We start from the raw sequence: 24,561 nt of genomic DNA on the forward strand, positions 1-24,561 counted from the left end.
TATATCCTCTATAGGCGCAGACAAATTTTTATGATAGGTATGATTTATACATTCATAGAAACAAGTAAAGCGGAATTTAGAATATGCAATTGACTCTCGAACGTAATCAATTTTTAAAGGCTTTAAGTCACGCTCAAAGTGTTGTTGAAAAACGCACGACAGTTCCTATTTTGGCTCATGTTCTTTTAGAGGCGGAAAGTGGTCAATTGCGATTGACGTCCACAGATCTGGAGCTTGCCATCGTTGAAACCGTTTCTGCCGATATTCAAAAAGCGGGCGGAACAACCGTTTCTGCGCAACTTCTTCATGACATTGTTCGAAAATTAAAAGACGGTTCCACGATTCAGCTTTCTTTGGAAAATGAGGGATCTCACCTCCAAATTACGTCTGGTCGTTCTGAATTTAAACTTGCGTGTTTGCCCCCTGAAGATTTTCCCGCCATTAATACAACGGACCTTCCTCATCGCTTTACAGTCAACGGAAAAGATTTCCAACATCTTCTTGAAAGGACACGTTTTGCGATGTCCACAGAGGAAACACGTTATTATTTAAATGGTATTTATTTACATCCTGTCGAAGCGCGTGAGATTCGGGCTGTGGCAACAGATGGGCACCGATTGGCACGCTTGTCTTTAGTAATGTCTCAAGATCTTCCTCATTTCCCAGGGGTTATTCTTTCCCGAAAAACTGTCAATGAAGTGATGAAAATTTTAGGGGAAGCCGAAGGTGAAATTGAAGTTTCACTTTCAGAAACTCAGGTAAGCTTCAAATTTAATCATGTTTATCTAACATCTCGCTTAATTGATGGTTCTTTCCCAGATTATGAGGCCATCATTCCAACGCAGAATGAAAAAACATTAAGAATGTCTATGGCGGCTTTTTCTGAAGCTGTGGATCGTGTGGCAACCGTGTCCACGGAAAAATCCCGCAGTGTGAAGCTCTCAATCAATACAAACAAAATTGTTCTGACAGCAAGTAATTCGGAGTTTGGAAGTGCTGTAGAAGAACTTGAAGTCGAGTATGCGGCTGCTCCGCTTGAGCTTGGATTTAATGCCCGCTATCTCTTAGATCTTTCTCAACAATTAAATGATGTGGAAGCTGAATTTTCAATGTCAGATTCTGCAACACCTGTGGTTGTGCGAGAAGTCGACAATAATGATGCTTTTTATCTCCTCATGCCTATGCGAGTATAATGACGTTCTTATCGGAAGCTTCGAGTCCTCAGCCTTTTCTCGAGTGTAGTTTGAGTCGGATTCGGCTTAAAGATTTTCGTTGTTATACTGAGGCGGAGCTTTCATGTGATGCGCGCCCTGTTGTTCTAACGGGCCCCAATGGCGCCGGAAAAACAAATATCTTGGAGGCGATTTCTTTTCTCTCTCCTGGGCGAGGATTAAGGCGAGCCACGCTTTCAGAAGTCAGTCGACATCGAGAATCTGGCCATTCTTGGGGAATTTCAACGACTGTTGAAGGACCTAATTTTTCTCATGAAATTTCAACAGGTATCGAGATTGGCCAAGAATCCGAGCGTCGAGTGCTCAAAATTGATCATGAAATTGTCCGTTCTCAAGCCAATTTAACTGAATATTTAAATATTATTTGGTTAACGCCTCAAATGGATCGTATTTTTCAAGAAGCAAGTTCAGCGCGGCGGCGATTTTTAGATCGTTTGATTTATAGTCTTGATGCTGAACATGCCCGCCGGCTTGCGCGTTATGAACATTATTTACGAGAAAGAGCCCGAGTTCTAAAATTAGGGGTAAGAGACCCGCATTGGCTTTCAACTCTTGAGCAGAATATGGGGGCTTCTGGCGTGGCCGTAGCGGCTTCTCGGAAAAATTTTGTTGAGATGTTTTCACAAAGCCAATCTTGGGCGTTAGGCACCTTCCCACGTCCTCTTCTTCATATTCAAGGACAAGTTGAAGAATGGCTTGAGACAGAGCCTGCACTCGCCGTGGAAGAACGCCTTACGCATCATTTAGCCCTCTCAAGGGAGCGAGACGCTGAAGCAGGCGGGGCAAGCGAAGGGCCTCATAAAACGGATCTCAAAGTTTATTTTAAAACACAAGAGCGCCCTGCTGATCAGTGTTCTACCGGAGAACAGAAAGCTCTTTTGCTCGCAATTATCTTGGCAACTGCGCGCCTTAAGGCGTATTCTGACCAAAGAAGACCCATTATTCTCTTAGATGAAGTGGTTGCCCACCTTGATGAAGGAAGGCGGCAGGCTTTGTTCACTGAAATTTTGGCCTTAAATATGCAAGCTTGGATGACGGGAACCGATCCGTCAGTTTTTTTATCAATGTCGACGAAATTTCAACATTTTCATATTGAAAATGCTATAATCCATCCGATGAATTAAAGTTTATAAAGGAAAATGCGATGACCACCCCTGAAACCCCTGAAATTCAGCCTTCAGAAGAAGAATACGGCGCTCACTCTATTAAAGTGCTGCGAGGACTTGATGCCGTTCGTAAAAGACCAGGGATGTATATTGGAGATACGGACGATGGGTCTGGTCTTCATCATATGGTTTATGAGGTTGTTGATAACGCCATTGATGAGGCTTTAGCAGGGCATTGTGATCGCATCGAAATTACTATCAACGCAGATGGTTCTGTCAGCGTCAGCGACAATGGGCGAGGAATCCCGGTGGGAATTCACCCTGAAGAAGGTGTTTCTGCGGCTCAAGTCATTATGACACAGCTTCATGCTGGAGGGAAATTTGATCAAAACTCTTATAAAGTCTCTGGTGGTTTGCATGGTGTGGGGGTGTCTGTTGTAAACGCGTTATCCGAAACCTTAGAGCTTAAAATTTGGCAAAATGGCAAGGAGCATTATATGCGTTTTCATCACGGAGAACCCGCCGAACCTCTCAAGATCATCGGAGATGTTGTCGGTAAAACCGGGACGCAAATTACGTTTAAGCCTTCAACTGAAACCTTTACCCAGATAGTATTTGATTTTTCTACTCTTGAGCATCGCTTCCGGGAACTTGCGTTCTTGAACTCTGGTGCGCGTCTTATCTTGACAGATTTAAGAGAGGCCGAGCCTAAGGTCAGTGAACTTTATTATGAGGGCGGAACCAAAGCATTCGTTCAGTATCTTGATCGCAGTAAAAATGCGATTCATGAACCTGCCATCTCTATTTTTGGAGAAAAAGACGGGATCACCGTTGATATCGCAATGGAGTGGACAGATAGTTATCACGAATCCCTCTTATGCTTTACCAACAATATTCCCCAGCGCGATGGTGGAACGCATATTATAGGATTTAAGGCCGCCTTAACCCGTATTGTGAATAATTATGCCAATGAAAGTGGTACGGCTAAAAAAGAAAAAGTGACACTTTCAGGAGAAGACGCCCGCGAAGGATTAACAAGTGTTATTTCAGTGAAGGTGCCAGATCCAAAATTCTCTTCTCAAACAAAAGACAAACTTGTTTCGTCAGAAGTGCGCCCTGTGGTGGAAGGATTTGTGGCTGAGCGTCTGCAGCAATGGTTTGAAGAGCATCCTCATGAGGCGCGTAAAATTGTACAGAAGGTTGTGGAAGCCGCGACAGCGCGTGAGGCCGCTCGGAGGGCCCGCGAATTAACCCGCCGTAAAGGAGCTTTAGATATTGAATCTTTGCCTGGGAAGTTAGCCGACTGCCAAGAGCGTGATCCTGCAAAAAGTGAAGTCTTTCTTGTTGAGGGAAACAGCGCGGGAGGAACGGCAAAAGGAGGGCGCGATCGCCGGTTTCAAGCAATTCTTCCTTTAAGAGGAAAAATCCTAAATGTGGAGAGAGCTCGTTTCGATAAGATGATAAGTTCACAAGAAATTGGAACTTTAATCACAGCTCTGGGGACGGGCATTGGGGCCGAAGAATTTAATCCTGATAAAGTGCGCTATCATAAAATCATCATCATGGCAGACGCGGATGTGGACGGAAGCCATATTCGGACGCTATTACTAACCTTCTTTTATCGTCAAATGCCTCAATTGATTGAAAAAGGATACCTTTATATTGCGCAGCCCCCTCTTTATGGCGTCAAAAAAGGAAATTCAGTCCTTTATCTCAAAAATGAAAGGGCTTTAGATGATTATTTGATGAATGCAGGAAGTGAAGGCGCTCAAGTTACAATTAATGGCGGAAGCCAAATTGGCGCAGGTGATTTGCAAAATTTAGTCACTCTTTCTCGAAAAGCAAAAACGCTGATCGAATCTCTTGCCAATAAAGTCGGAAATGCCATGCTTGTTGAACATGCAGCTATAGAAGGCCTTTTTGATCCTGCAGTTTTCAACTCTTCTTCTCGGCCTCAGTTGGCTCAAAAATTAGCTGATCGCATGAATCAAATGAAAGATATTAATGAGGTTGGTGAATGGAAAGGGGAAGCTACAGAAGAAGGGCTTCATGTCACGCGAACTGTTCGCGGTGTGACAGAAGTCTTAAAACTCAATTCTTCCATGATGCAAGGTGGCGATGCTTATCAACTTTCTCAACTTCACCAAGGGCTTAAAGAATATTTCGAAAAGCCCATCACTCTTGCATTTAAAGAAAAGCAAACAATTCTAGAAGGTCCTGTTCGTTTTATTGAGGCTATTTTAGAGCAAGGACAAAAAGGGATCTCTATTCAACGATATAAAGGTCTTGGAGAGATGAATAATGATCAGCTTTGGGAGACAACTTTAAATCCGGAAGCTCGTAGTCTTTTACAAGTAAAAATTACGCATGCCGATTCTGCTGAAGAAGTGTTTTCGACCTTAATGGGTGATCTTGTTGAACCTCGTCGAGAATTTATCCAAGCAAATGCATTGAAAGTTGTAAATTTGGATGCTTAAAATGAGGGAAGCGGATTAAAAGGTTACAGAATGAAATCAAAATGTTATTATTATCTTCTAGGTTTTGTTTTTTGTATGTCGTCATTACATGCTCTCGATAAGTCAAAAAAGATAGATTTAACATGTGCTTATAAAAAAAAGCTTAATTTTAAGAAAAATGTTGAAGTAACGTCTAAGGGATCTCACCTAGATTTAAATCCCCATAACAATCATCCTAGAAATGATATTAACACCCATTTACATCATGCCGTTCCTAAAAGGGGAGATAGGACTGTGGGAGAATATTGGGAAAAGAATACGGGCATGATATCGAGTAGAAAGAAAAAGTAATTAATAGAAGAGGGCCGCAAATGAGAAATTTTAAGTTTTTTTATGTTGTTTTTTTTCTTTTACTGGTGAGTTGCAGTTGTGGTGAGAATAGTTGTGAACTGAGTGAGGCTTTTTTTAAGGGAGAGAATAAAGAAGAGAGAAAGTCTCTGAAGCCATGGGAGAAATCTTATGAAACAGTGAGTGGCGTAAAAAAAGAAGAAGTTCGTCTTAAACGCAATTTTCTTACTTTGGACACTCAGGCCCTCTCAGACAAAGAGATTATTTTGAAACGGAAAAGAGACGAAGAAAAGAAGTCTGCTTCTTCAAAAGATTCCGAAAAGACATTGAAATAATTATGGTAAAAATTTTTTCTGTCATTTGTTGTTTTTTGATTTCTGCTTGCCATCAAGAAAGGCCTCAAATGTCCCAAACTTCTCCCGTTAAGAGCTCATTAAATGAGATCAATGAGACCCAGCTCTCGCAAACAATCGGCCAAATAATTATGGTTGGATTTCATGGAACAAAACCAACAGATCCTGAAGTTCAAGCCACGTTACAGTTAGCTCGGGAAGGTAAAATCGGTGGTGTGATTTTCTTTGGGTATAATATCGTCACTCCCGAACAAGTGAAAAAATTAACCTCAGAATTTTATCAAGCGCAGCCAGGTCTTTTAATTGGAATCGATCAAGAAGGCGGAAGAGTTAAGCGACTTTCCTCTCAGAATGGATTCCAAGATTTTCCATCTGCTAAGGAAATCGCCGAGACTCAATCCCCGACCCAAGCTTATCAAACATATTTGGAAATGGCTCAGATGATTAAATCTGCAGGATTTAATCTTAATTTTGGCCCTGTTGTTGATCTTCAGGCAGATTCTGAGGGGCATGAATGTCCTGTGATTGGTAAAATTGGAAGAAGTTATTCGGCGGATGTCAATAAGGTCGTTGATTACGCTTCTGCCTTTATTAAGGCGCATCGACAAATGGGGATTATAACAAGTTTGAAGCATTTTCCAGGACATGGTTATGCTCGTCAAGATAGTCATAAAGGAATGGTTGATATTACCATAACGTCGGATCCTCAGGAACAAGACGTATTTTATCGACTTATCCAAGAAGGAAAGGTGGATACCGTGATGTCGGGTCACCTTATCCATCGAGGATGGGACGCGCAATACCCCACAACGTTATCTTCATGTGTGCTTAAAACTTATTTAAGAGAACGAGCAAGATATGACGGCATCATTATTACAGATGATTTGCATATGGGGGCTATAGGTCAACATTATAATTTAGAAGAAATCATCCTCCAGGCCATTCGGGCAGGAAATGATATTTTGCTTTTTTCAAATAATAAAGCTGCTGCCCAAGGGGTGCAAGGATTTAAAGTCTCTGTTTCGTTAGCGGAAAAGATTCATCAAGTGATTAAGAAGGCGATTAAAGAAAATAAGCTTTCAAGAGCACAACTTGAGGAAGCTTTTTTAAGGATTGATGTTTTAAAAAAACGACTCTTTTCTCTTTAAAAATAGGCTCTTTTTGTAGAGAAGTAGCTATTAGAATCAAAAAAATTTACAATAATGCTAAAGTAGCTTAGATTCACAGGCAGTAAATAGTTGAAAGGAAAATGAATGAGACCCCCATTATTGGCCCCAGTTCATCGTGAAGGATGGATTTTTGTTGGATTGTTTTTTATATGTGCCCTCCTGCTTAATCAATTATCAGGCTTTTTGGGAGTCCTTGGCTTCATCTTAACGGGGTGGTGCCTTTATTTCTTTAGAGATCCTCAACGCGTTACGCCGACACGTGAAGGATTGGTTGTTAGTCCTGCAGATGGACTTATTGTTTCGATCATTAAAGTGACACCCCCTTCAGAACTCGGATTAAAAGAAGGCGCATGGCAACGTATCAGCGTTTTCTTAGATGTCTTTGATGTTCATATTAATCGTATTCCTATGGATGGTCGCATTAAAAAAAGTATCTATTATCCCGGAAAATTTTTTAATGCTTCGCTTGATAAAGCTTCTGAATTTAATGAACGTCAATCTCTTGTGTTAGAAGTAAAAAAAGATCGGGAAATCGCCTTTGTACAGATCGCAGGCCTTATTGCAAGACGCATACGATGTGATGTCCAAGAAAATCAACAAGTACAAACTGGGGAAAGGTATGGCCTTATTCGATTTGGAAGTCGCGTCGATATTTATCTTCCTGAAGAAACGCCGGTTTTTGTGATTGAAGGACAAAGAGTTATTGGCGGCGAATCTATTATCGCTGATTTTAATTCCACAGAATCATCACGATCTGGGGCTATACGTTAATTATCATGGTGAAGAAAGTAAGCAAATTTGAGCGTTCAAAAGAAAGACTTCAAAAGCTTTCTTTTGCGCATCTTCTTCCTAATATGGCAACGGTCATCGCGCTTTGCATAGGATTATCTTCCATTCGTTTTGCTCTTTTGGCGAGGTATGATTATGCAATTATTGCCATCATTGTTGCGGCGTTCTTTGATGCGATGGATGGTCGTCTTGCGAGACTCCTAGGAGCGGCGAGTGATTTTGGGGCTGAATTAGATTCTCTCTCAGATTTTATTAGTTTCGGCGTGGCTCCAGCAGTTGTCCTTTATATTTTAACGATGAATGCTTGGGCAGGGTTAGGGTGGACAATCAGTTTATTTTTTGTTGTTTGTTGTGGGTTGCGACTTGCTCGTTTTAATACGACGCTTCGGGCCTCGAGTATTAAGGAAGATCCTGTTTGGGCTAAAAAGTTTTTCATTGGGGTTCCTGCGCCTGCGGGGGCGATGATAGCTTTATTTCCTTTAATACTTTATCAAGCAATTGATTACGAATTCTTATTATCTCCTTTTATCGTCATGTGTTTTCTATTTGCAGCAGGGGCTCTTTTTATTAGTCGAATTCCAACTTATTCATTTAAAACGTATCAGATTCCCCCTAAATGTGTTCCAGTAATGCTTCTTTTAGTGGGATTACTTGTAGCTTCTCTTGTCAGTGCACCGTGGGCGACATTCTCTGTTTTAATCGTAATTTATCTGGGAAGTCTTCCTTTTAGCTATAAGAACTACCAAGATTTACTTGAAGTCAGTTCATGACGTAAAATTTTCGTCAGTTTTCCTTCAGAAAATTCACGATAAATAAGCAACACGTTAACGACTTTTTAAAACCTTCTGTTTATTAATTAAGGTCTGTCCCTCGTAACTAAAATTGGGGAAGAATATGATAATGAAGGTTAAGGTCAAAAATCTGTCAAAAGTTCGGCAAGGAATTAATACAGATAAAGGTTTACCTTTAGGTGAGAGTCAATCAAGTCAAGCTCTTAAAAACTATGATCGTCTTTTAGCGTCTCTTGTGGGGCAGGTTACACAAGGTATTTCTCCTGCGGCTCTTTTGTATGCTTTTGCAGATTGGTTGCTTCATCTCACATTTTCTCCTGGAAAACAAGTTCATCTTTGTCGTAAAGCCTATAAAAAATACGTTTATTTAATGAATTTTATGAAAGGATGTTATGACGGAAATTCAAAATCTCCTTGTATAGATCCTTTGCCTCAAGATAAGCGTTTTAACCATAAATCTTGGAACTATTGGCCTTTTAATATCTATTACCAATCTTTTTTATTAGCCCAACAATGGTGGTGGAATGCGACAACAGATGTGAGTGGTGTTTCTCAACATCATACGGAAATTGTGACATTCGTTGTCCGTCAAATGCTGGATATGGTGTCTCCTTCAAATTTTATCGTGACAAATCCGGAAGTATTGACAAAAACTTTTGAAACACAAGGACGGAATTTGGTTCAAGGATTTCTTAATTACGTGGAAGATGTAAAGCGAGAAACGCATCATCAATTACCCCAAGGGGCTGAAAATTATGTGCCAGGGAAAAATGTCGCTGTTACAGCTGGTAAAGTTGTTTTTCAAAACACTTTAATTGAACTTATTCAATACGCTCCTTTGACCTCAGAAGTTTATAAAGAACCTATTTTGATTGTTCCGGCTTGGATCATGAAATATTATATTTTGGATCTTTCTCCTCATAATTCACTCGTAAGACATTTGGTTGAACAGGGGCACACAGTTTTTATCATTTCATGGAAGAATCCCTCGCAAGAAGATGCGCAGTTAAGTTTAAATGATTATATGAAATTAGGTGTTCTTGAAGCCATAAAAGCAATAGAGAACATTACACAACAGAAACAAATTCATGGCGTTGGCTATTGTTTAGGGGGAACAATTTTAGCAATAACAAAAGCTTATTTGGCAAAACATAAAGACACAAGATTAAAAACTTTAACATTATTAGCAACCCAAACTGATTTTATGGAACCAGGTGAATTGGGCTTGTTTATTGATGAGAGTCAATTAACTTTTCTTGAAAATTATATGTGGTCTAAAGGATATTTGGACGCTAATAATTTATCAGGCGCATTTCAACTTTTAAATTCCCAAGATCTTATATTTTCAAAAATTATTCAAACCTATCTCTTAGGAGAACGGCAATCTATGAATGATTTAATGGCTTGGAATAGTGATAAAACGCGACTTCCCTATAGAATGCATAGTGAATATTTGAGAAAGCTTTATTTGCATAATGAGCTTGCTTTGGGAAAATATGAAATTGAAGGAGAAAACATAACTCTTTATGATATAAGGACGCCAATTTTCTCTGTAGCGACTTCAAAAGATCATGTGGCTCCCTGGCGTTCTGTTTACAAAATTCATTTGTTAACAAAATCTGAAATAACTTTTGTCTTAACAAATGGAGGGCATAACGCGGGAATTATAAGTGAGCCAGGTCATCCTTATCGTACTTATAAAACGACAACAAGGGCCCATCATGAAAACTATGTCGATCCAGATCTATGGGAACAACAGACCCCCCTTAATAAAGGTTCTTGGTGGTTTTTATGGTTTGACTGGCTTAAGAAGAATTCTACCCAAGAATTGCAAAAACCGCCTCTTTTAGGGGCTTTAAAAGGGGCGTATCAAGCTATCATGGAGGCGCCGGGCCACTATATCCACATAAAAACTTAATGATATTGCGCTTTCTTAAAAAGCGTGATATTTTTCATTGTTTTTTATTTAACAAGGAGTCCCAATTTATGAAGTTTAATCTTATTTCAGTATTAGCCGTATCTTCTATTTTAAGCTTAACAGCTTGTGAGAAAAAAGCAGAAGAAAAGTCACAAGAAGAAGCAGCAAAGACTGAAGAAGCTCAAGCTCCAGTAGCACCAGCAGAACAAGCTCCAGCAACTCCTGAAGCTGCTCCAGCTGAGCAAGCACCTGAAGCATCAGCAGAAACTAAGACAGAAGAGACAAAGTAATCTCGTTATCTTAGATAATTAAAGAAACCCAGCAAAACTTTTTGCTGGGTTTTTTGTTATGTTAGATTTAAAATATGTCAAGCTCTTCTATTTATTCTGATAGTGATCCTTTAAGGTCGTTACTTTCTTCTGTAACGACATTAGAAGGGGTGGGTCCCACAACTGCTCGTCTTCTTGAAAAACTTGATTGTACGACAATCCGAGACCTTTTGTGGCATCTTCCTCACGAAGTCCAAATAAGAAGATTTTTGCCCTCAATAAAATTTGCATCTCCTCATGAATTAATCACTTTGCAGGTCAAAGTTGTCAGCCATTCTACTCTTCGTAAACAAAGGGGACGTTCTGTTCCATATCGTGTGGTTTGTTCGGATGCTGATGATTCAATTGAGTTAGTATTTTTTAACCCAAATCTGAGTTATCTTAAAAATAGTCTTGTTGTCGGAAGCGATGTGATTATAAGTGGTCGCTTTGAGATGTATAAGGGGCGTTTCCAAATGACGCATCCTGATCATATAGGTCCATTAACTTCTAGAGTTTTTTGGGAAGGGGCTGAACCTGTCTATCCTCTTACTCAAGGCTTATCTCAGAAAACATTACAAAAAATCATAAAAACTTCTTTTTTAAAGTGCCCTCAATTGCCAGAATGGTTATCTGGGGCGCTTCTTAAAAAATACCATTGGCCATCGTGGAGAGAGGCACTTCAAAAATTGCATTCTCCTTCTCAGAGGGACGATCTTCATCTGGGACATACCTGTCGCCGTCGTTTAGCCTACGACGAAATTTTATCAAATCAATTGGCTCTTATTCTAACACGAAGTCATTCTGAAGTTGCTCAAGGACGTGCTCTCATAGGAGAAGCGCATCTTCAAGAAAAAGTTCTCGAAAAACTTCCTTTCAAATTAACTCAAGACCAACTTAATGCGCTCGAAGAAATACAAAAGGATATGGTGTCTTCTTCTCGGATGATTCGCTTACTTCAAGGGGATGTAGGAAGTGGAAAAACCATCGTTGCTTTTCTATGTATGCTTAAAGCTGTTGAAGCGGGATATCAGGTTGCTTTGCTTGCACCTACCGAAATTTTAGCCCGTCAACATTATAAGACGATGGAAGAGTGGGCCCGAACGGCAGGTGTGAGTCTTGAGCTCTTAATAAGTAAAGATACCGCTAAACACCGACAAAAAATATATCGATCTTTAGCTGAAGGAGAGACGAATGTTGTTGTTGGAACTCATGCTCTTATTCAGCCTGAGGTTCAATTTAAAAATTTAGGATTCATAGTCATTGATGAGCAACATCGTTTTGGAGTTGAGCAGCGTCTTTATTTATCAGAAAAAGGAGAAAACATTGATATATTGTCCATGACAGCTACCCCTATTCCTCGGACCCTTATGTTGGCAGCATTTGGAGATTTAGCAAGTTCTTATTTGCGACAAAAACCGGCTAATCGTAAAGATATTACAACGACAACCATTCCTTTAACGCGCTTAGATGAAGTCGTGATGAGTCTGAAACGTGCGTTAGATAAAGGCGATAAAATATATTGGGTTTGTCCTTTAATTGAAGAATCTGAAAATCTTGATCTCGCCGCAGCTGAGGAAAGATTTTCAATGTTGCAAGCACTTTTTCCAAATCAAATAGGAATGATTCACGGTCGACTTAAAAGTCATAAAAAAGAAGCAACGATGAACGCTTTCATTGAGGGATCAATCAAAATTCTTGTGGCGACAACGGTTATTGAAGTTGGAGTTCATGTTGAAGATGCTTCTGTGATTATTATCGAACACGCTGAGCGCTTTGGATTGGCGCAACTCCATCAATTGCGAGGACGTATTGGAAGAGGATCTCAGGAATCTTATTGCATGCTTCTTTATGATGAATCACTCAATCCAACAGCAAGAGCCAGGCTGAAAGTTATGCGTTCTACGACTGATGGTTTTAAGATAGCTGAAGAAGATCTAAAACTCAGAGGTGGGGGAGAGGCTTTTGGAATTAAGCAAAGTGGGATGCCTTCTTTTAAATTTTTTGATCCAATTGTCCATCAAGATTTACTTTTACAGGCTCATGATAATGCCCAAAAGATCTTATCCAAAGATCCTCATTTGTTAGGACCTCAAGGACAAGCTTTGCGTATTCTGTTGCGTTTATTCCAAAAAGAGCAAACTTTTAAATATCTTAAGGCAGCTTAGAAATAATTTAAAATCATTACATTTCAATGAATTGTCATATTTTTTTGGATGTTTGGAAGATTTTTAAACAAGAATTCAGCAATTTATTAAATCTTTTTCTTGACCCAAAACGAGATTCTCCGCACCATAGGCACTTGTCATTGAATAAGAAAAGAATCAAGGAGCATTGAAATGAGTCCCTTAGGAAGAAAAGTGAAGCAGACAAAAACTTCATTACAATCTTCGAAAAGTCGTGTTCAACCCTATATTTCAGCAGAAAAAAATCTTCCTGAAATTACATGGAAAGCGACCCTACTAAGTATCTTTTTAGCCGTGATCATGGCAGGTTCAAATGCTTATCTAGGATTAAAAATAGGTTTGACCGTTTCTGCAACTATTCCTGCAGCTGTTATTTCGATGACAATTCTTCGATTTTTTCGGAATTCTAATATTTTAGAAAATAATATTGTGCAGACAGCAACATCAGCAGGTGAAGTTATCGCCGCGGCAGTTGTGTTTACACTTCCAGCTCTTCTTATGATGGGCTATTGGAAAGAGTTTCCATTTGGCATTACAACAGCGATTATTATTGTTGGGGGATTGTTAGGGGTATTATTTTCAATTCCTTTGCGTCGTGCTTACATTGTTGAAAATGAAGAACTTAAATTCCCAGAAGGAATTGCAACTGGGGAAGTCTTAAAAGTTGGAGATAGCGAAGCTCGCGAAGGAACTAAAGATTTATTGATGGGTGGAATGTTTGCTGGGTTAGTTAAATTTGCACAATCTGGCTTAATGATAATGAGCGAAGGCGCCCATTATTGGTTTCAAACAACTCGAACTGTTTTTGGATTTGGTTCCGGTTTCTCTTTAGTTCTTGTCGGTGCTGGTTATATAGTTGGTGTTCAGGTTGGTGTAAGTATGCTAATTGGCGCTATTGTTGCGTGGGTAATAGCTGTTCCGCTTCATGGATTGCTCTTTGGTCTTCCTGAAGGGGGAAGTGCTTATGAGATAGCGGTGACTATTTGGAATAAGAACATTAGGATGGTTGGTGTCGGTACTATGGTTGTTGGAGGTGTTTGGACCTTAGTTTACCTTATTAAGCCAATTTCTGAAGCTATTCGTTCATCCCTTGCGACATTAAGAAAGACAAAGTTAGGAACACAAGGTGCTTTATTAAGAACAGAATATGATATTCCTATAAATTATGTTTTAATCGGTGTTGCTGTATTAACAATTCCTTTGGCATTTATTTTTCATCATATTTTGAGCCAATCAGATATGCAGCTTCCTATGACAGTTCATTTCGCAACTGTTTTTATTATTACAATTTTTGCAATTATTGTTGGCTTTTTATGTGCTGCTATTGCTGGTTATATGACAGGATTGGTCGGTTCTTCTAATAATCCTTTGTCGGGTGTGACTATTATGGCAATTCTTTTCATCTCCATGATTTTGCTTGTCATGTTAGGTACACATATTGATTTCGGAGCTAAGGGGGCTAATTCATTAGCTGCTGCCGCTATAGCAATTATTATCGGAGCTGTTATGGCAACGGCTGCTGCGATCAGTGGCGATAATCTTCAGGATCTTAAATCGGGTCAAATAGTGGGAGCTACGCCTTGGAAACAACAAGTTATGCTAATGTTGGGTGTTGTTGCTGGTTCTTTTGTGATGGCTCCTATTCTTGAAGTTTTATATCAAGCGTACGGAATTGGTGACAGTTTGCCGCGTGAAGGAATGGATCCGACGCAAGCATTAGGAGCCCCTAAAGCCGCAATCATGGCCGCAATTGCTGAAGGTGTGTTTACTCATTCATTGGATTGGACGATGTTTAGCATTGGGGCGGCTCTTGCAATAATCTTTATCTTCATCGATAATTATTTGAAAGTGAATGAGTCTTCATGGCGTCTACCTGTTTTGGCTGTTGCCTTAGGCATTTATATGCCTTTAGATATTACCATTCCCTTGCTTGTGGGGGGGATTATTGCTTCTTTATGCCAAACTAAAATGAAAAAAGAACAGCCAAACTTTAAGAAAGAGGATTATATTCATAAGCAAGAGCATGCTAACAGAAGAGGACTGCTTTTTTGCTCAGGTTTAATTGCTGGTGAATCTATCATTGGTATTTTACTGGCTATTCCTTTTGCCGCTTATCAAAGTACTGATGTGTTTAAAATCGCACCTGCTGATTTCGAGCATATGGGAGTTCTTCTCGGGATTTTAGCTTTTATGGGAGTATGTTATTATCTTTATAAAATTGCTTCTCAGCTCCAGGAAAATCTAAAAAATTGAGAATATAAAAAAGCCGAAAAACCGTTTTTGGAATATCGGGTTATCCATTGTGTAATGCATAAAAGCTATTTTGCGCGCCCGTAGCTCAGCTGGATAGAGCGTTGCCCTCCGGAGGCAAAGGCCAGGGGTTCGAATCCCTTCGGGCGCACCACATTTTAGCTTAAAACGCCTCAAGATGATTGACAATTTCGAAAATTTCCTATATTACACGTCTATCGTTTTAAAGGACTGATTGCATAAAATGACATCAAGAAGCAGTGATAATGTTTTGAATTTAAATCAACTCAAAGAAAATATACGATCTAGAAAAGCAAAGGTTGGTATCGTCGGTTTGGGATATGTAGGACTTCCACTAGCTCATGCGTTCGTCAATAATTCTTTTTCAGTTCTAGGGTTCGATATTGATGAATCAAAAATTACTAAATTAAAAAACTCTCAATCTTACATTAAATATATACCTGCAAGCCAGATAGCGGAGATGAATAATACGGGACGATTTCAAGCGACTGTTGATCATGCACAACTAAGAGACGTGGATGTTATCATTATTTGTGTGCCAACACCGCTTACAAAGCACCGTGAACCTGACATGAGTTATGTGGTCAGTACAACTGAGGCGATTAAACCTCATTTGAAAAAAGGGCATCTTATTATCTTAGAGTCGACAACTTATCCTGGTACCACCGAAGAAGTTTTAAAGACCATTTTAGAAAAATCTGGGCTTATATGCGGACAAGATTTCTTTTTAGGATACTCACCTGAGCGAGAAGATCCTGGAAATATTAATTATAAAATTAGCACAATCCCTAAGGTTGTTGGAGGAGATGATCCTGATACCTTAGAAATGTGTGTAGCGCTTTATGAGGCCATTGCAGCTGGAGTTGTGACAGTTTCTTCTGTCAAAACAGCGGAAGCCGTGAAATTAACAGAGAATATTTTTCGGAGTGTTAATATCGCCCTTGTAAATGAATTAAAGATTGTTTTTGAAAAAATGGGGATTGATGTTTGGGAGGTTATTGAGGCGGCAAAAAGTAAGCCTTTTGGTTATATGCCTTTTTATCCTGGGCCAGGATTGGGAGGGCATTGTATTCCTATAGATCCGTTTTATTTGACTTGGAAAGCCCATGAATATGGAATTTCTACACGATTTATTGAGCTTGCAGGACAAATTAATACAAGTATGCCATTGAGAATAGTCCAGCGGCTTGCAGAAGCTCTAGATGAGCGCTTCTCTCGAGGATTAAGAGGATCTAAGCTCTTGATTTTAGGAATAGCATATAAGAAAAATGTTGATGACATGCGTGAAAGCCCTGCTCTTGAAATTATGGAAATTTTAAGAGAACGAGGTGCTGAAGTATGTTATTACGATCCTTTTATTCCTGAAATTGAAAAAACAAGGGAACATATGGAACTTGCAGGGATGAAAAGCATTGAATGTTCCATAAAAGAACTTGAAAAAATAGATGCCGTTATTATTTGCGCCGACCATGATAATGTAGATTATAATTTTATAGTTGAAAATAGTTCTCTAGTGATTGATACGCGTAATGCAACAAAAGAAGTTAAAAATTATAGAGAGCGTATTTTTAAGGCTTAAGGAGAGATAGTTAGCGTGTCACTTAAAATTTCAGTTTTAGGATGCGGATATTGGGGAAAAAATCATGTTCGCAACTTTTTTGAGCTAGGCTTTTTACATTCCGTTTGCGATCCTGATAAACAAACTGCAGAAAAATTTGCTCAAGAATATAAAGTTCCAGCTTTTTCATTTGAAGATATATTAAAAGATCCTTCATGTTCTGGTATTGTTATCGCAACACCAGCGGGTTTACATGCCTCTCTTGCTGAAAGAGCTCTTGAAGCCGGAAAGCATGTTTTTGTTGAGAAACCATTAACGCTTGATATTGCTGAAGCAGAAGCCCTTTGTTTGCTTGCTCACTCAAAGCAACGTATATTAATGGTTGGTCACATCTTACAATATCATAAGGCTTATTTAAAGCTTAAGGAAATGGTATCCAAAGGAGAATTGGGTAAATTACAATATATTTATTCAAATCGACTTAACCTCGGAAAAATTCGGACAGAAGAGAATGTTTGGTGGAATATGGCGCCCCATGATGTCTCTATGGTTTTAGGGTTAGTTAATGAGTTACCTACAGAAGTATATGCAACAGGCGCTGCTCATTTAAATTCTCAACTCCATGATATAGCAACAGCTCATCTAAATTTTTCAAATGGGGTAAAAGCTCATATCCATGTTTCATGGTTACATCCCTTTAAGCAACAGATGTTAGTTGTAATTGGGGATAAAGGAATGGCAGTTTTTGATGATTGCTTGCCGTGGGATCAAAAATTATCTTTTTATGATAGTCATGTTGTCTCAAAACAAAATATTTTTGAGATAATTAAAGGAGAACAAAAATTTGTTCCTCTGGAAAACGACGAACCGCTAAAGAGGGAATGTTTATCTTTTGTCGAAGCAATTAAAACAGGAATACCTCCGATAACTGATGGAGAAGAAGGTTTAAGAGTTTTGCAAGTATTGACGGCTGCTCAAGAATCGATGGATCAGGAAAGACGTATTGAACTTAAAAAATCTCAGTCTCAAGATTATTTTGCTCATGAATCAGCTTATGTAGATGAGGGCGCAATCGTTGGAAAAGGAACTAAGATCTGGCATTTTAGTCATATTCTAAAAGATACAAAAATCGGGGAACAAGTTATTATTGGACAGAATGTTATGATTGGTCCTGATGTTCAAATTGGGAATCGTTGTAAGATTCAAAATAATGTCAGTCTTTATAAGGGGACTATTCTTGAAGATGGGGTTTTTTGTGGTCCTTCTTGTGTTTTTACGAATGTTAATACACCCCGCGCGGAGATCGAGCGGAAAGAAGAATTTCTGCCCACTCTTATCAAGCGAGGAGCAACAATAGGAGCGAATGCGACAATTGTCTGCGGGAATACACTTGGTGCTTATAGTTTTATTGCTGCTGGTGCAGTTGTTACAAAAGAAGTTCCTGCACATGCTCTTATGGCCGGTGTTCCGGCGCGAAGAATAGGCTGGGTAAGTCATGCGGGGGAAGTTTTAGGTCCTGATTTGCATTGTCCTCGAGAAGGACGTCGTTATCGGCAAATAGATATAGATACGCTTGAGGAGATTATAAATGAGTAATAATACTCTTGGATCAAAAATAGAAGTTCCTAGTTCTCAAATTCACTTTATTGATCTCGAAGCCCAACAAGCAAAAATTAGGTCGCAAGTGGATCGGGCGATTAAACAGGTTCTTGATCATGGAATTTATATCATGGGACCTGAAGTGGCTGAGTTTGAAAAAAATTTGGGTACTTTCTGTGGGGTAAAACATAATCTCTCATGTTCAAATGGAACAGATGCTCTAGCATTTGGTTTAATGGCCTTTGGGATAGAGCCAGGCGACGCTGTTTTTGTTCCTTCTTTTACCTTTGCGGCGACAGCAGAAGTTGTGACTTGGTTTGGAGCAACTCCTATCTTTATCGATGTTTTAGAGGATACATACAATATGGATCCGCGTAGTCTCGAAAAGGGGATTGCTCTTGCAAAGAAACTTTCTTTAACACCTAAAGGTATTATACCGGTTGATCTTTTCGGACTTCCTGCAGATTATGATGCTATTGAATCCATTGCAAAATCTCACTCTTTGTGGATTATGGCCGATGCGGCTCAAAGTTTTGGAGCCTCTTATAAAGGGCGTCAAGTTGGGACTTTGGGTGAAATTACGACAACAAGCTTTTTTCCTGCAAAGCCCTTAGGATGCTATGGTGATGGTGGCGCAGTTTTTACGAATAATGATGAATATGCTGCCGTCATGCGTTCAATTCGTGTTCACGGACAAGGAAGCGATAAGTATGACAATGTAAGAGTTGGTATGAATGGTCGCTTAGATACATTACAAGCAGCAATTCTTTTGCAAAAACTTGCTATTTTCCCTGAAGAAATTAAAGCTCGCAATTTAGTGGCGCAACGTTATCAAAAGGGACTACATGATGTGGTAAAAACACCTTCTGTTCCTGAAGGATTAACTTCAGTTTGGGCGCAGTATACAGTGCAATTACCTGAAAATATTGATCGCAAGCAATTTATGTCAAAACTTCAAGAGGCAAAAATTCCTTCGGTTGTTTATTATGTAAAACCACTCCATTTGCAAACAGCCTATAAGCATTATCCTAGTGTTGATGGGAATTTGCCAATTTCTGAAAAATTGGCAGAGTGTGTTTTAAGTCTCCCAATGCATCCTTACTTACCGGAGAGGACTCAAGACTACATAATCGAAGGTTTTCGCGACTTAATATCCAAGGCTTAAGGGATGTCTTGGTTTCTAATTTCTTCTAAGGAATGCGTGAAATCTTAACATTATTTGAAGTTTTATCATGATGCTGAAAGTACGTCATGCAAGTCAAAGTCAGATTTCTTACTTATGTTTAGAGCCTGTACGTGAGGGACATGCTTCTTATACCCATGTTATTGAAATAGTTGAAGGTTTAAAAAAATTAGGATGGAACATTAAATTATTTTCTCCTTATTATGATAATAAAGATCTGCCCCCACTTCCTAAACGAATTCTTAAAATGCTCATAGCACAATGGCAATTAATAAGTTCGGGATATTCTCCTAGGTTAATTTATATTCGTTGTCATCCCTTCAGTTTTATGACGGCAGTATGGGCTAAAATAAAAGGGATTAAAGTTATTCAAGAGGTAAATGGTCCTTATGAAGATCTTTATATTGCTTGGCCTTGGACGAGTTATTTCCGCCCTTTTTTTCGAATGTTGTATCGTAAACAATTTGAATGGGCGGAGCATGTTATTGTTGTAACACAAGGTTTAAAAAGTTTTGTTGAAGGCGAAGCCAACCATAAACGGGTGAGTGTTATTGGTAATGGAGTTAATCTCTCTCTTTTTAATCCTCAAGCAAAAACCGAGTACAAATTGCCCCCACAATTTGTAATTTTTTTTGGCACATTTTCTCCCTGGCATGGCATTTCTTTACTATTGCGAGCAGTGGAAGATCCTGAATGGCCCAAAGATATAAAATTAGTGTTTGCGGGGGATGGTACAGAGAGACTTCTTATTGAAGAGAAGTCGAAAACAAACCCCAGAATTGTATATTTAGGGCGCATTCCTTATAAGGAAGTTGGAGGGATTGTTGCTCAGTCAATCGCTAGCCTTGTTCCAATCCAAAATATTGAAAATCGAGCTTCTAAAGGTCTTTCTCCTCTTAAATTAAGTGAAACAATTGCTTGTGGTATTCCTGTAATTGTAAGTGACCAACCTGAGCAGTCAGATTTCGTTTATAAAAATAAAGTTGGTTGGATTGTCAAGGAGCAAACACCCGATGCTTGGGCTAAAGCGGTTAAAATTGCAGTTAGCCAGGAGCGTACTAAATTTACAAAGTCTTTAATCAAGTCGATCTCTTGGGATGAAAAAGTTAAAATTTTAGAACGACTTTTATTGAAACTATAAAACTATTTATTGTATTTTATCATTAGAATAAGTTAAGCAATATTTAATAAAAAGTTCTACCAAATCTACTTTTAAAACTTGTGAAGGTGGTATTTTGAAATCCTGTATTTTCATCTTGTTGCTAAGAAATCCAGATTTTAATGATTGTGAATAACGTTTCTCTAATGTTTCTTTTGGAAAACCAAGAAAATTTTCAATCTCGTTAATATTTTTAAATGGTAATTTTTTTAAAAATTCGGATGGTTGATGCTTTATAAATTTAAAATCTTGGATTTTCTTAATGCCGTATGGTGTATAAATATTATCTTGATATCCCCAACAATCAAAAGAACCCATATCAACAAATTCAATGTATTTTGTTTTTCGATCATACAAAATACCACTTGTTGAAGAATTAGACAAAATTAATATATTGTTGTCATCGATAGCATAAGAACTCCAATAATGTGGATATGCGTCACTTAAAGGATTTAGATAAGAGCTCATAAATACTCTTATAGAGCGGTCTGCATTAACAAAAGAGGCATATGCAGGTGAGAGCGTTAAATCGAATAGTGATATAGGGGTAAGCCCCATAATATTATCGGAGTCATTAGATAATTTAGTGTTAAATTGAGGAAATACTTTCTTATTCATCCATTCCCAGTTATTTCTTCTGAAAGATAAAGATTCACCTTTTAAATTTTTAAGATCAATCACAACTAATCGATCTTGATAAAGACAAGAAACAAATATTTTGTTTTCCTCAAATTGAAAAGCTGAATAAGGCATATTAAAATTGTAAAGAGAAGGACCATTTTTACCAAAATACATAATTTCTTGTAAATCCGGTGTTGTTATGAAGACATAACCTGAAGCTGTATCTGAAATTAACAATTTTTGTTCATCAAGTGTAGATTTAACATTAGTTACAAATCTAAATTTTTGACCAAATAATTCATTTTTATTAAACAATAGTTGCCCATCAAAATCATAACACTTTAAAAATCCTTCTCCTGCAACATACACTTTATTATGTAGTATTAAACATCCATGGCATGCTGGAAGACCATTTTTTTTCCATTTTAACACCCAGGCTTTTTGTTCATATTCAAAAAAACAAGCTTCTCCGGCACCATAATTGGCAACAATCATATTTTTGCCGTCTTTGGAAAGATATATTCCTTCAGGCTCTTTAAAACCATCAATAATCTGCTCAAGAATTAAGATGGGATGTTCAGCTTTTGCTATAGAGAAGATAAGTATATTATTTCCTGTATAATTTGCTACATATACCTTATTAGATAAGGGGTGATAAAAAACATCTGTAGGTCTCCAGTTGGGAATCTTATCTTTCCCTACTATTATAATTTTTTTAGATACTAAATTTTTCAGATCAAGTAGATAAAGATTTCTATAGTTAGCCATAAAATATAAAGAATTATTATACTTTGTAATAGAAGGACCAATATAGGGTGGAAATGACTCATGCCCTCCTATCATATTAATATAATGAATTTCCTCAGGTATGATTTGAACAAATCCAGTTTCTGTATTTTTATAAAAATTTAATCTGGTAAATTGGCTGCCCATGAAAATAATCAAACAGAAAACTAAGAAGGCTAAGAATTTGGATTTATATTGCATAATTAATCCCTAATTTAAAGCTAACCATTAACTTATTTTTTATAATTTTAATAGCCATTTTTTTCATAAAAATCCCATAAGAAGAAGAGAAAAAAATTGTAAAAAATCGTCACCACTTTGGTGTTTTGGCTGGATAAATGACATCTGCAGTCTTTTTTTGTATTATTGAAAAACTCGAGGAAAGACTTTTTTATAAGTCATTGAACTGCATTTCTTATCACTTACTTTTGACATATCTTATCTATAAAAAAGTGTTAGTTAAATTGCATTAATATTTTTATTCAATATTATAGATATATCTAAAATGAAATTTAAGAAAATTTCTTGATGTTGCGATGGTAAAAAACTTAAAAAAGTAACTAGAAGACTTTTTTTAATAACACTTGAGAACCCTTGATCAACTAGTTTTGCAAGTATCATCGGGATTTTTCTATCAATAATAAGTTTATCTTTATCGATAATAGAGTAAATGAATAGATCAAGTTTTTTATCAGACAACCCCTGAGAAAAATACAAAAGATCTTTAAAAAGAAGAGTGCGATTTTCTAAATTTAACTTTTTCATCGTCTCTAATAAGACAGTACGATTTTTATAAGAAGTTTTTGGTTTTATAAAGGCAATAGAATACGCTAAAATATTTGTTAAATATCGCGCATCTTTCATTATATCAAACAGTTTTTCTTGTTGTGCTTTAGTTAATTTTGGTTGGGCGGTAAGGATAATTTTTAAATATGCAATATATTCTTTCTTCTGTTCTTCCGGGATTTTTTGAAAAATTCTATAAGCTTTATCACCAAAGCAATGCAACAAAGAATAATTTTTGGACTTTGTTAAAGCGTAGAAAGAAAATACCTCTAAAATATTCGCATATAGTGGATTATTAGTATCAGTCATATAAGTAAAGAACTCAGAGGATAAATCAGCTCTTTCACTCTCGTTGAGAGGGCGTTCTTTGATAATCTGGTTTAGTCGTATGAACGGAGGAGCTGAGCTTTTTATTTCTAGTTGTTCACTTTTAATTCCTATAAATTCAGCTAATTCTTGGAGAGTTCGAAAAGGAAGTTGTTGGTAAAACTCTTCGGGTGTATGCCTTAGAAAATGGTAACTATCTAAATGGCGTTTCCCTTGGGGGGTTAAAATATCTACTCCATTTCCCCAACAATCTATTGTGTGCAGATCAATAAATTCCATATAATTTGTTTTTTTATCGATCAGAAGTGCAATTCTTGAGTTATTTGCAAGTAGGAGTAATTTATTCTCGTTTTCAGCATAAGAAATTGCATACCAAGGTTGAGCCATAATTCCCAGAGATTTTGGCACGATATACGAAGGCATAAATAAAAACTTTTCTTTATATTGAAGTCTGTCACGTGCAGGAAACCAAAGATTTTCAAACAACATGATTTCATTTAATTGAGATAGGTTATTGGAAGTTGGATTGATTGTAATATTGGGATCCATAGTTTCATTTTTGAGCCATTCCCAATTGTTTGGGTGAAGACAGTAAGATTGCACCCTGTTCGTTTTTAGATTTATGAAAGCAATCCTATCTTGATAAACTGAAGTTACAACCAATTCATCATGATGAGAATAGATACTGTAAGGGTGATTAAATTTGTGTAACCCAATACCATTTCCACCGAGATATTTTATCCCTTTTAATTGAGGTGTTACAAGGAAGCAGTAGCCACTTTTGGCATCACAAACAGCGAGAGTTTTTGAATCAGATAGAGGCATGACGGATGTTGGAAATAGAAGATCTTTTCCCAAAATAGATTGGCAACGATAAAGTTCTTTTCCTTCAAAATCCCAACAAGCAATTGTTCCTACACCGCACGCATAAACTTTATTATCAAGTATACAAACGCCGTGACATCCAAACAATTCTTGTTCCCATAATAAAGTTAATTTTGATAAATTTCTTTTATAAAAAGAAACTTTATTGGCGCTATAATTGGCCACAACTAATTCATCTGTTTTTGAGCAGTAAATATTTTTAGGTTCATTAAATCCTGAATAAACATACTTTGTAGTTAACTGCTTTTTGTCAGAAAATGAAAAGACAATAATGCTATTAAGTAATTCATTTGAAACAAATAATTCTTTGTTTTTTTCATTGTAATGCATTCCAGAAGGAGTCCAAGACTTAAAATTTTTTTGATCTGCATTTTTAAGCTTAGATAGAGTTGCTTGTTCATAATCAAGGACATAAATGTCTTGATAATTTGATATTAAAATTTGGTTATTTATGCTTGTTAAAAAAGTAGGAAAAAGTTGAGATGGTTGGGTTTCTCTTTTAACAACAAAAGTCTCACTAGGTTTAAGCTCAATATAATTTTGTGGGAAATTATTTAGAGTAGCATCATTCTCTACTGTTTTTGCTGAGACAGTGTACGTTAAAACACTTATAAAAACGAAACGACACAGCAATAGGCTCAAATGATGAGATGCTAAAATAGCTTTAATATAATTTTGTATTAAAGAAAGATAAATCGTTAATTTTTTCACACACATTAGAAAGAATATC

General features: G+C 37.6%; 18 protein-coding genes and 1 tRNA gene. 17 read left to right on the plus strand and 2 right to left on the minus strand.

The annotated features are described in order from the left end of the window. Positions 1 to 83: 83 nt before the first annotated feature. The 17 genes from J0H12_01565 (at position 84) to J0H12_01645 (ending at position 20,408) form a co-directional block, all read left to right on the plus strand. Positions 84 to 1,193, plus strand: coding sequence for a DNA polymerase III subunit beta (locus J0H12_01565; GenBank protein ID MBN9412601.1), 1,110 nt, complete (start codon positions 84 to 86; stop codon positions 1,191 to 1,193). Continuing rightward, positions 1,193 to 2,356 carry a DNA replication/repair protein RecF gene (recF, locus tag J0H12_01570; GenBank protein MBN9412602.1) on the plus strand — a complete coding sequence of 388 codons (1,164 nt, stop codon included), beginning with the start codon at positions 1,193 to 1,195 and terminating at the stop codon, positions 2,354 to 2,356. Before J0H12_01565 ends, recF begins: the two co-directional genes overlap by 1 nt. 20 nt (positions 2,357 to 2,376) lie before the next feature. Further along, on the plus strand, positions 2,377 to 4,815 hold the full coding sequence (gene gyrB, locus J0H12_01575) for a DNA topoisomerase (ATP-hydrolyzing) subunit B (GenBank protein MBN9412603.1): 2,439 nt from the start codon (positions 2,377 to 2,379) through the stop codon (positions 4,813 to 4,815). 30 nt (positions 4,816 to 4,845) lie between these two features. Beyond that, entirely contained in the window at positions 4,846 to 5,145 is a 300-nt protein-coding gene (locus J0H12_01580; protein ID MBN9412604.1) for a hypothetical protein, read from the plus strand. Positions 5,146 to 5,165: 20 nt separating this feature from the next. After that, on the plus strand, positions 5,166 to 5,477 hold the full coding sequence (locus J0H12_01585) for a hypothetical protein (protein ID MBN9412605.1): 312 nt from the start codon (positions 5,166 to 5,168) through the stop codon (positions 5,475 to 5,477). Positions 5,478 to 5,479: 2 nt separating this feature from the next. Next, positions 5,480 to 6,643, plus strand: coding sequence for a hypothetical protein (locus tag J0H12_01590; protein MBN9412606.1), 1,164 nt, complete (start codon positions 5,480 to 5,482; stop codon positions 6,641 to 6,643). 105 nt (positions 6,644 to 6,748) lie between these two features. Next, on the plus strand, positions 6,749 to 7,435 hold the full coding sequence (locus J0H12_01595; GenBank protein ID MBN9412607.1) for a phosphatidylserine decarboxylase: 687 nt from the start codon (positions 6,749 to 6,751) through the stop codon (positions 7,433 to 7,435). A 5-nt stretch (positions 7,436 to 7,440) separates the two neighbouring features. Next, positions 7,441 to 8,223, plus strand: coding sequence for a phosphatidylcholine/phosphatidylserine synthase (locus J0H12_01600; GenBank protein ID MBN9412608.1), 783 nt, complete (start codon positions 7,441 to 7,443; stop codon positions 8,221 to 8,223). A 124-nt stretch (positions 8,224 to 8,347) separates the two neighbouring features. Next, complete coding sequence (locus J0H12_01605) at positions 8,348 to 10,162, plus strand: polyhydroxyalkanoic acid synthase (protein ID MBN9412609.1); 1,815 nt, start codon at positions 8,348 to 8,350, stop codon at positions 10,160 to 10,162. 68 nt (positions 10,163 to 10,230) lie between these two features. Beyond that, entirely contained in the window at positions 10,231 to 10,452 is a 222-nt protein-coding gene (locus J0H12_01610; GenBank protein ID MBN9412610.1) for a hypothetical protein, read from the plus strand. A 74-nt stretch (positions 10,453 to 10,526) separates the two neighbouring features. Beyond that, a complete protein-coding gene (gene recG / locus J0H12_01615) occupies positions 10,527 to 12,638 on the plus strand; it encodes an ATP-dependent DNA helicase RecG (protein MBN9412611.1) in 2,112 nt (703 codons plus the stop codon). A 171-nt stretch (positions 12,639 to 12,809) separates the two neighbouring features. Then, positions 12,810 to 14,909 carry an oligopeptide transporter, OPT family gene (locus J0H12_01620; GenBank protein MBN9412612.1) on the plus strand — a complete coding sequence of 700 codons (2,100 nt, stop codon included), beginning with the start codon at positions 12,810 to 12,812 and terminating at the stop codon, positions 14,907 to 14,909. Between the two features lie 74 nt (positions 14,910 to 14,983). After that, positions 14,984 to 15,060, plus strand: a tRNA-Arg gene (locus tag J0H12_01625). Positions 15,061 to 15,150: 90 nt separating this feature from the next. Then, positions 15,151 to 16,506 (plus strand): nucleotide sugar dehydrogenase, encoded by a 1,356-nt coding sequence (locus J0H12_01630; GenBank protein ID MBN9412613.1) that lies wholly within the window; start codon positions 15,151 to 15,153, stop codon positions 16,504 to 16,506. A gap of 15 nt (positions 16,507 to 16,521) precedes the next feature. After that, positions 16,522 to 18,081 carry a Gfo/Idh/MocA family oxidoreductase gene (locus J0H12_01635; GenBank protein ID MBN9412614.1) on the plus strand — a complete coding sequence of 520 codons (1,560 nt, stop codon included), beginning with the start codon at positions 16,522 to 16,524 and terminating at the stop codon, positions 18,079 to 18,081. Further along, positions 18,074 to 19,249 carry a DegT/DnrJ/EryC1/StrS family aminotransferase gene (locus J0H12_01640; protein MBN9412615.1) on the plus strand — a complete coding sequence of 392 codons (1,176 nt, stop codon included), beginning with the start codon at positions 18,074 to 18,076 and terminating at the stop codon, positions 19,247 to 19,249. Before J0H12_01635 ends, J0H12_01640 begins: the two co-directional genes overlap by 8 nt. Positions 19,250 to 19,316: 67 nt before the next feature. Continuing rightward, the gene (locus tag J0H12_01645) at positions 19,317 to 20,408 is read left to right on the plus strand and encodes a glycosyltransferase (protein ID MBN9412616.1); all 1,092 of its coding nucleotides are present in this window, start codon (positions 19,317 to 19,319) and stop codon (positions 20,406 to 20,408) included. A 6-nt stretch (positions 20,409 to 20,414) separates the two neighbouring features. On the opposite strand, the gene J0H12_01650 is transcribed toward J0H12_01645, so the two are convergent. After that, on the minus strand, positions 20,415 to 22,034 hold the full coding sequence (locus J0H12_01650; GenBank protein ID MBN9412617.1) for a hypothetical protein: 1,620 nt from the start codon (positions 22,032 to 22,034) through the stop codon (positions 20,415 to 20,417). A gap of 258 nt (positions 22,035 to 22,292) precedes the next feature. Further along, positions 22,293 to 24,548: a beta-propeller fold lactonase family protein gene (locus J0H12_01655; protein ID MBN9412618.1), complete on the minus strand. Its 2,256-nt coding sequence runs from the start codon at positions 24,546 to 24,548 to the stop codon at positions 22,293 to 22,295. Between the last annotated feature and the right edge of the window lie 13 nt (positions 24,549 to 24,561).

It is taken from the genome of Candidatus Paracaedimonas acanthamoebae (assembly GCA_017307065.1).
Taxonomy (GTDB): domain Bacteria; phylum Pseudomonadota; class Alphaproteobacteria; order Caedimonadales; family Caedimonadaceae; genus Paracaedimonas; species Paracaedimonas acanthamoebae_A.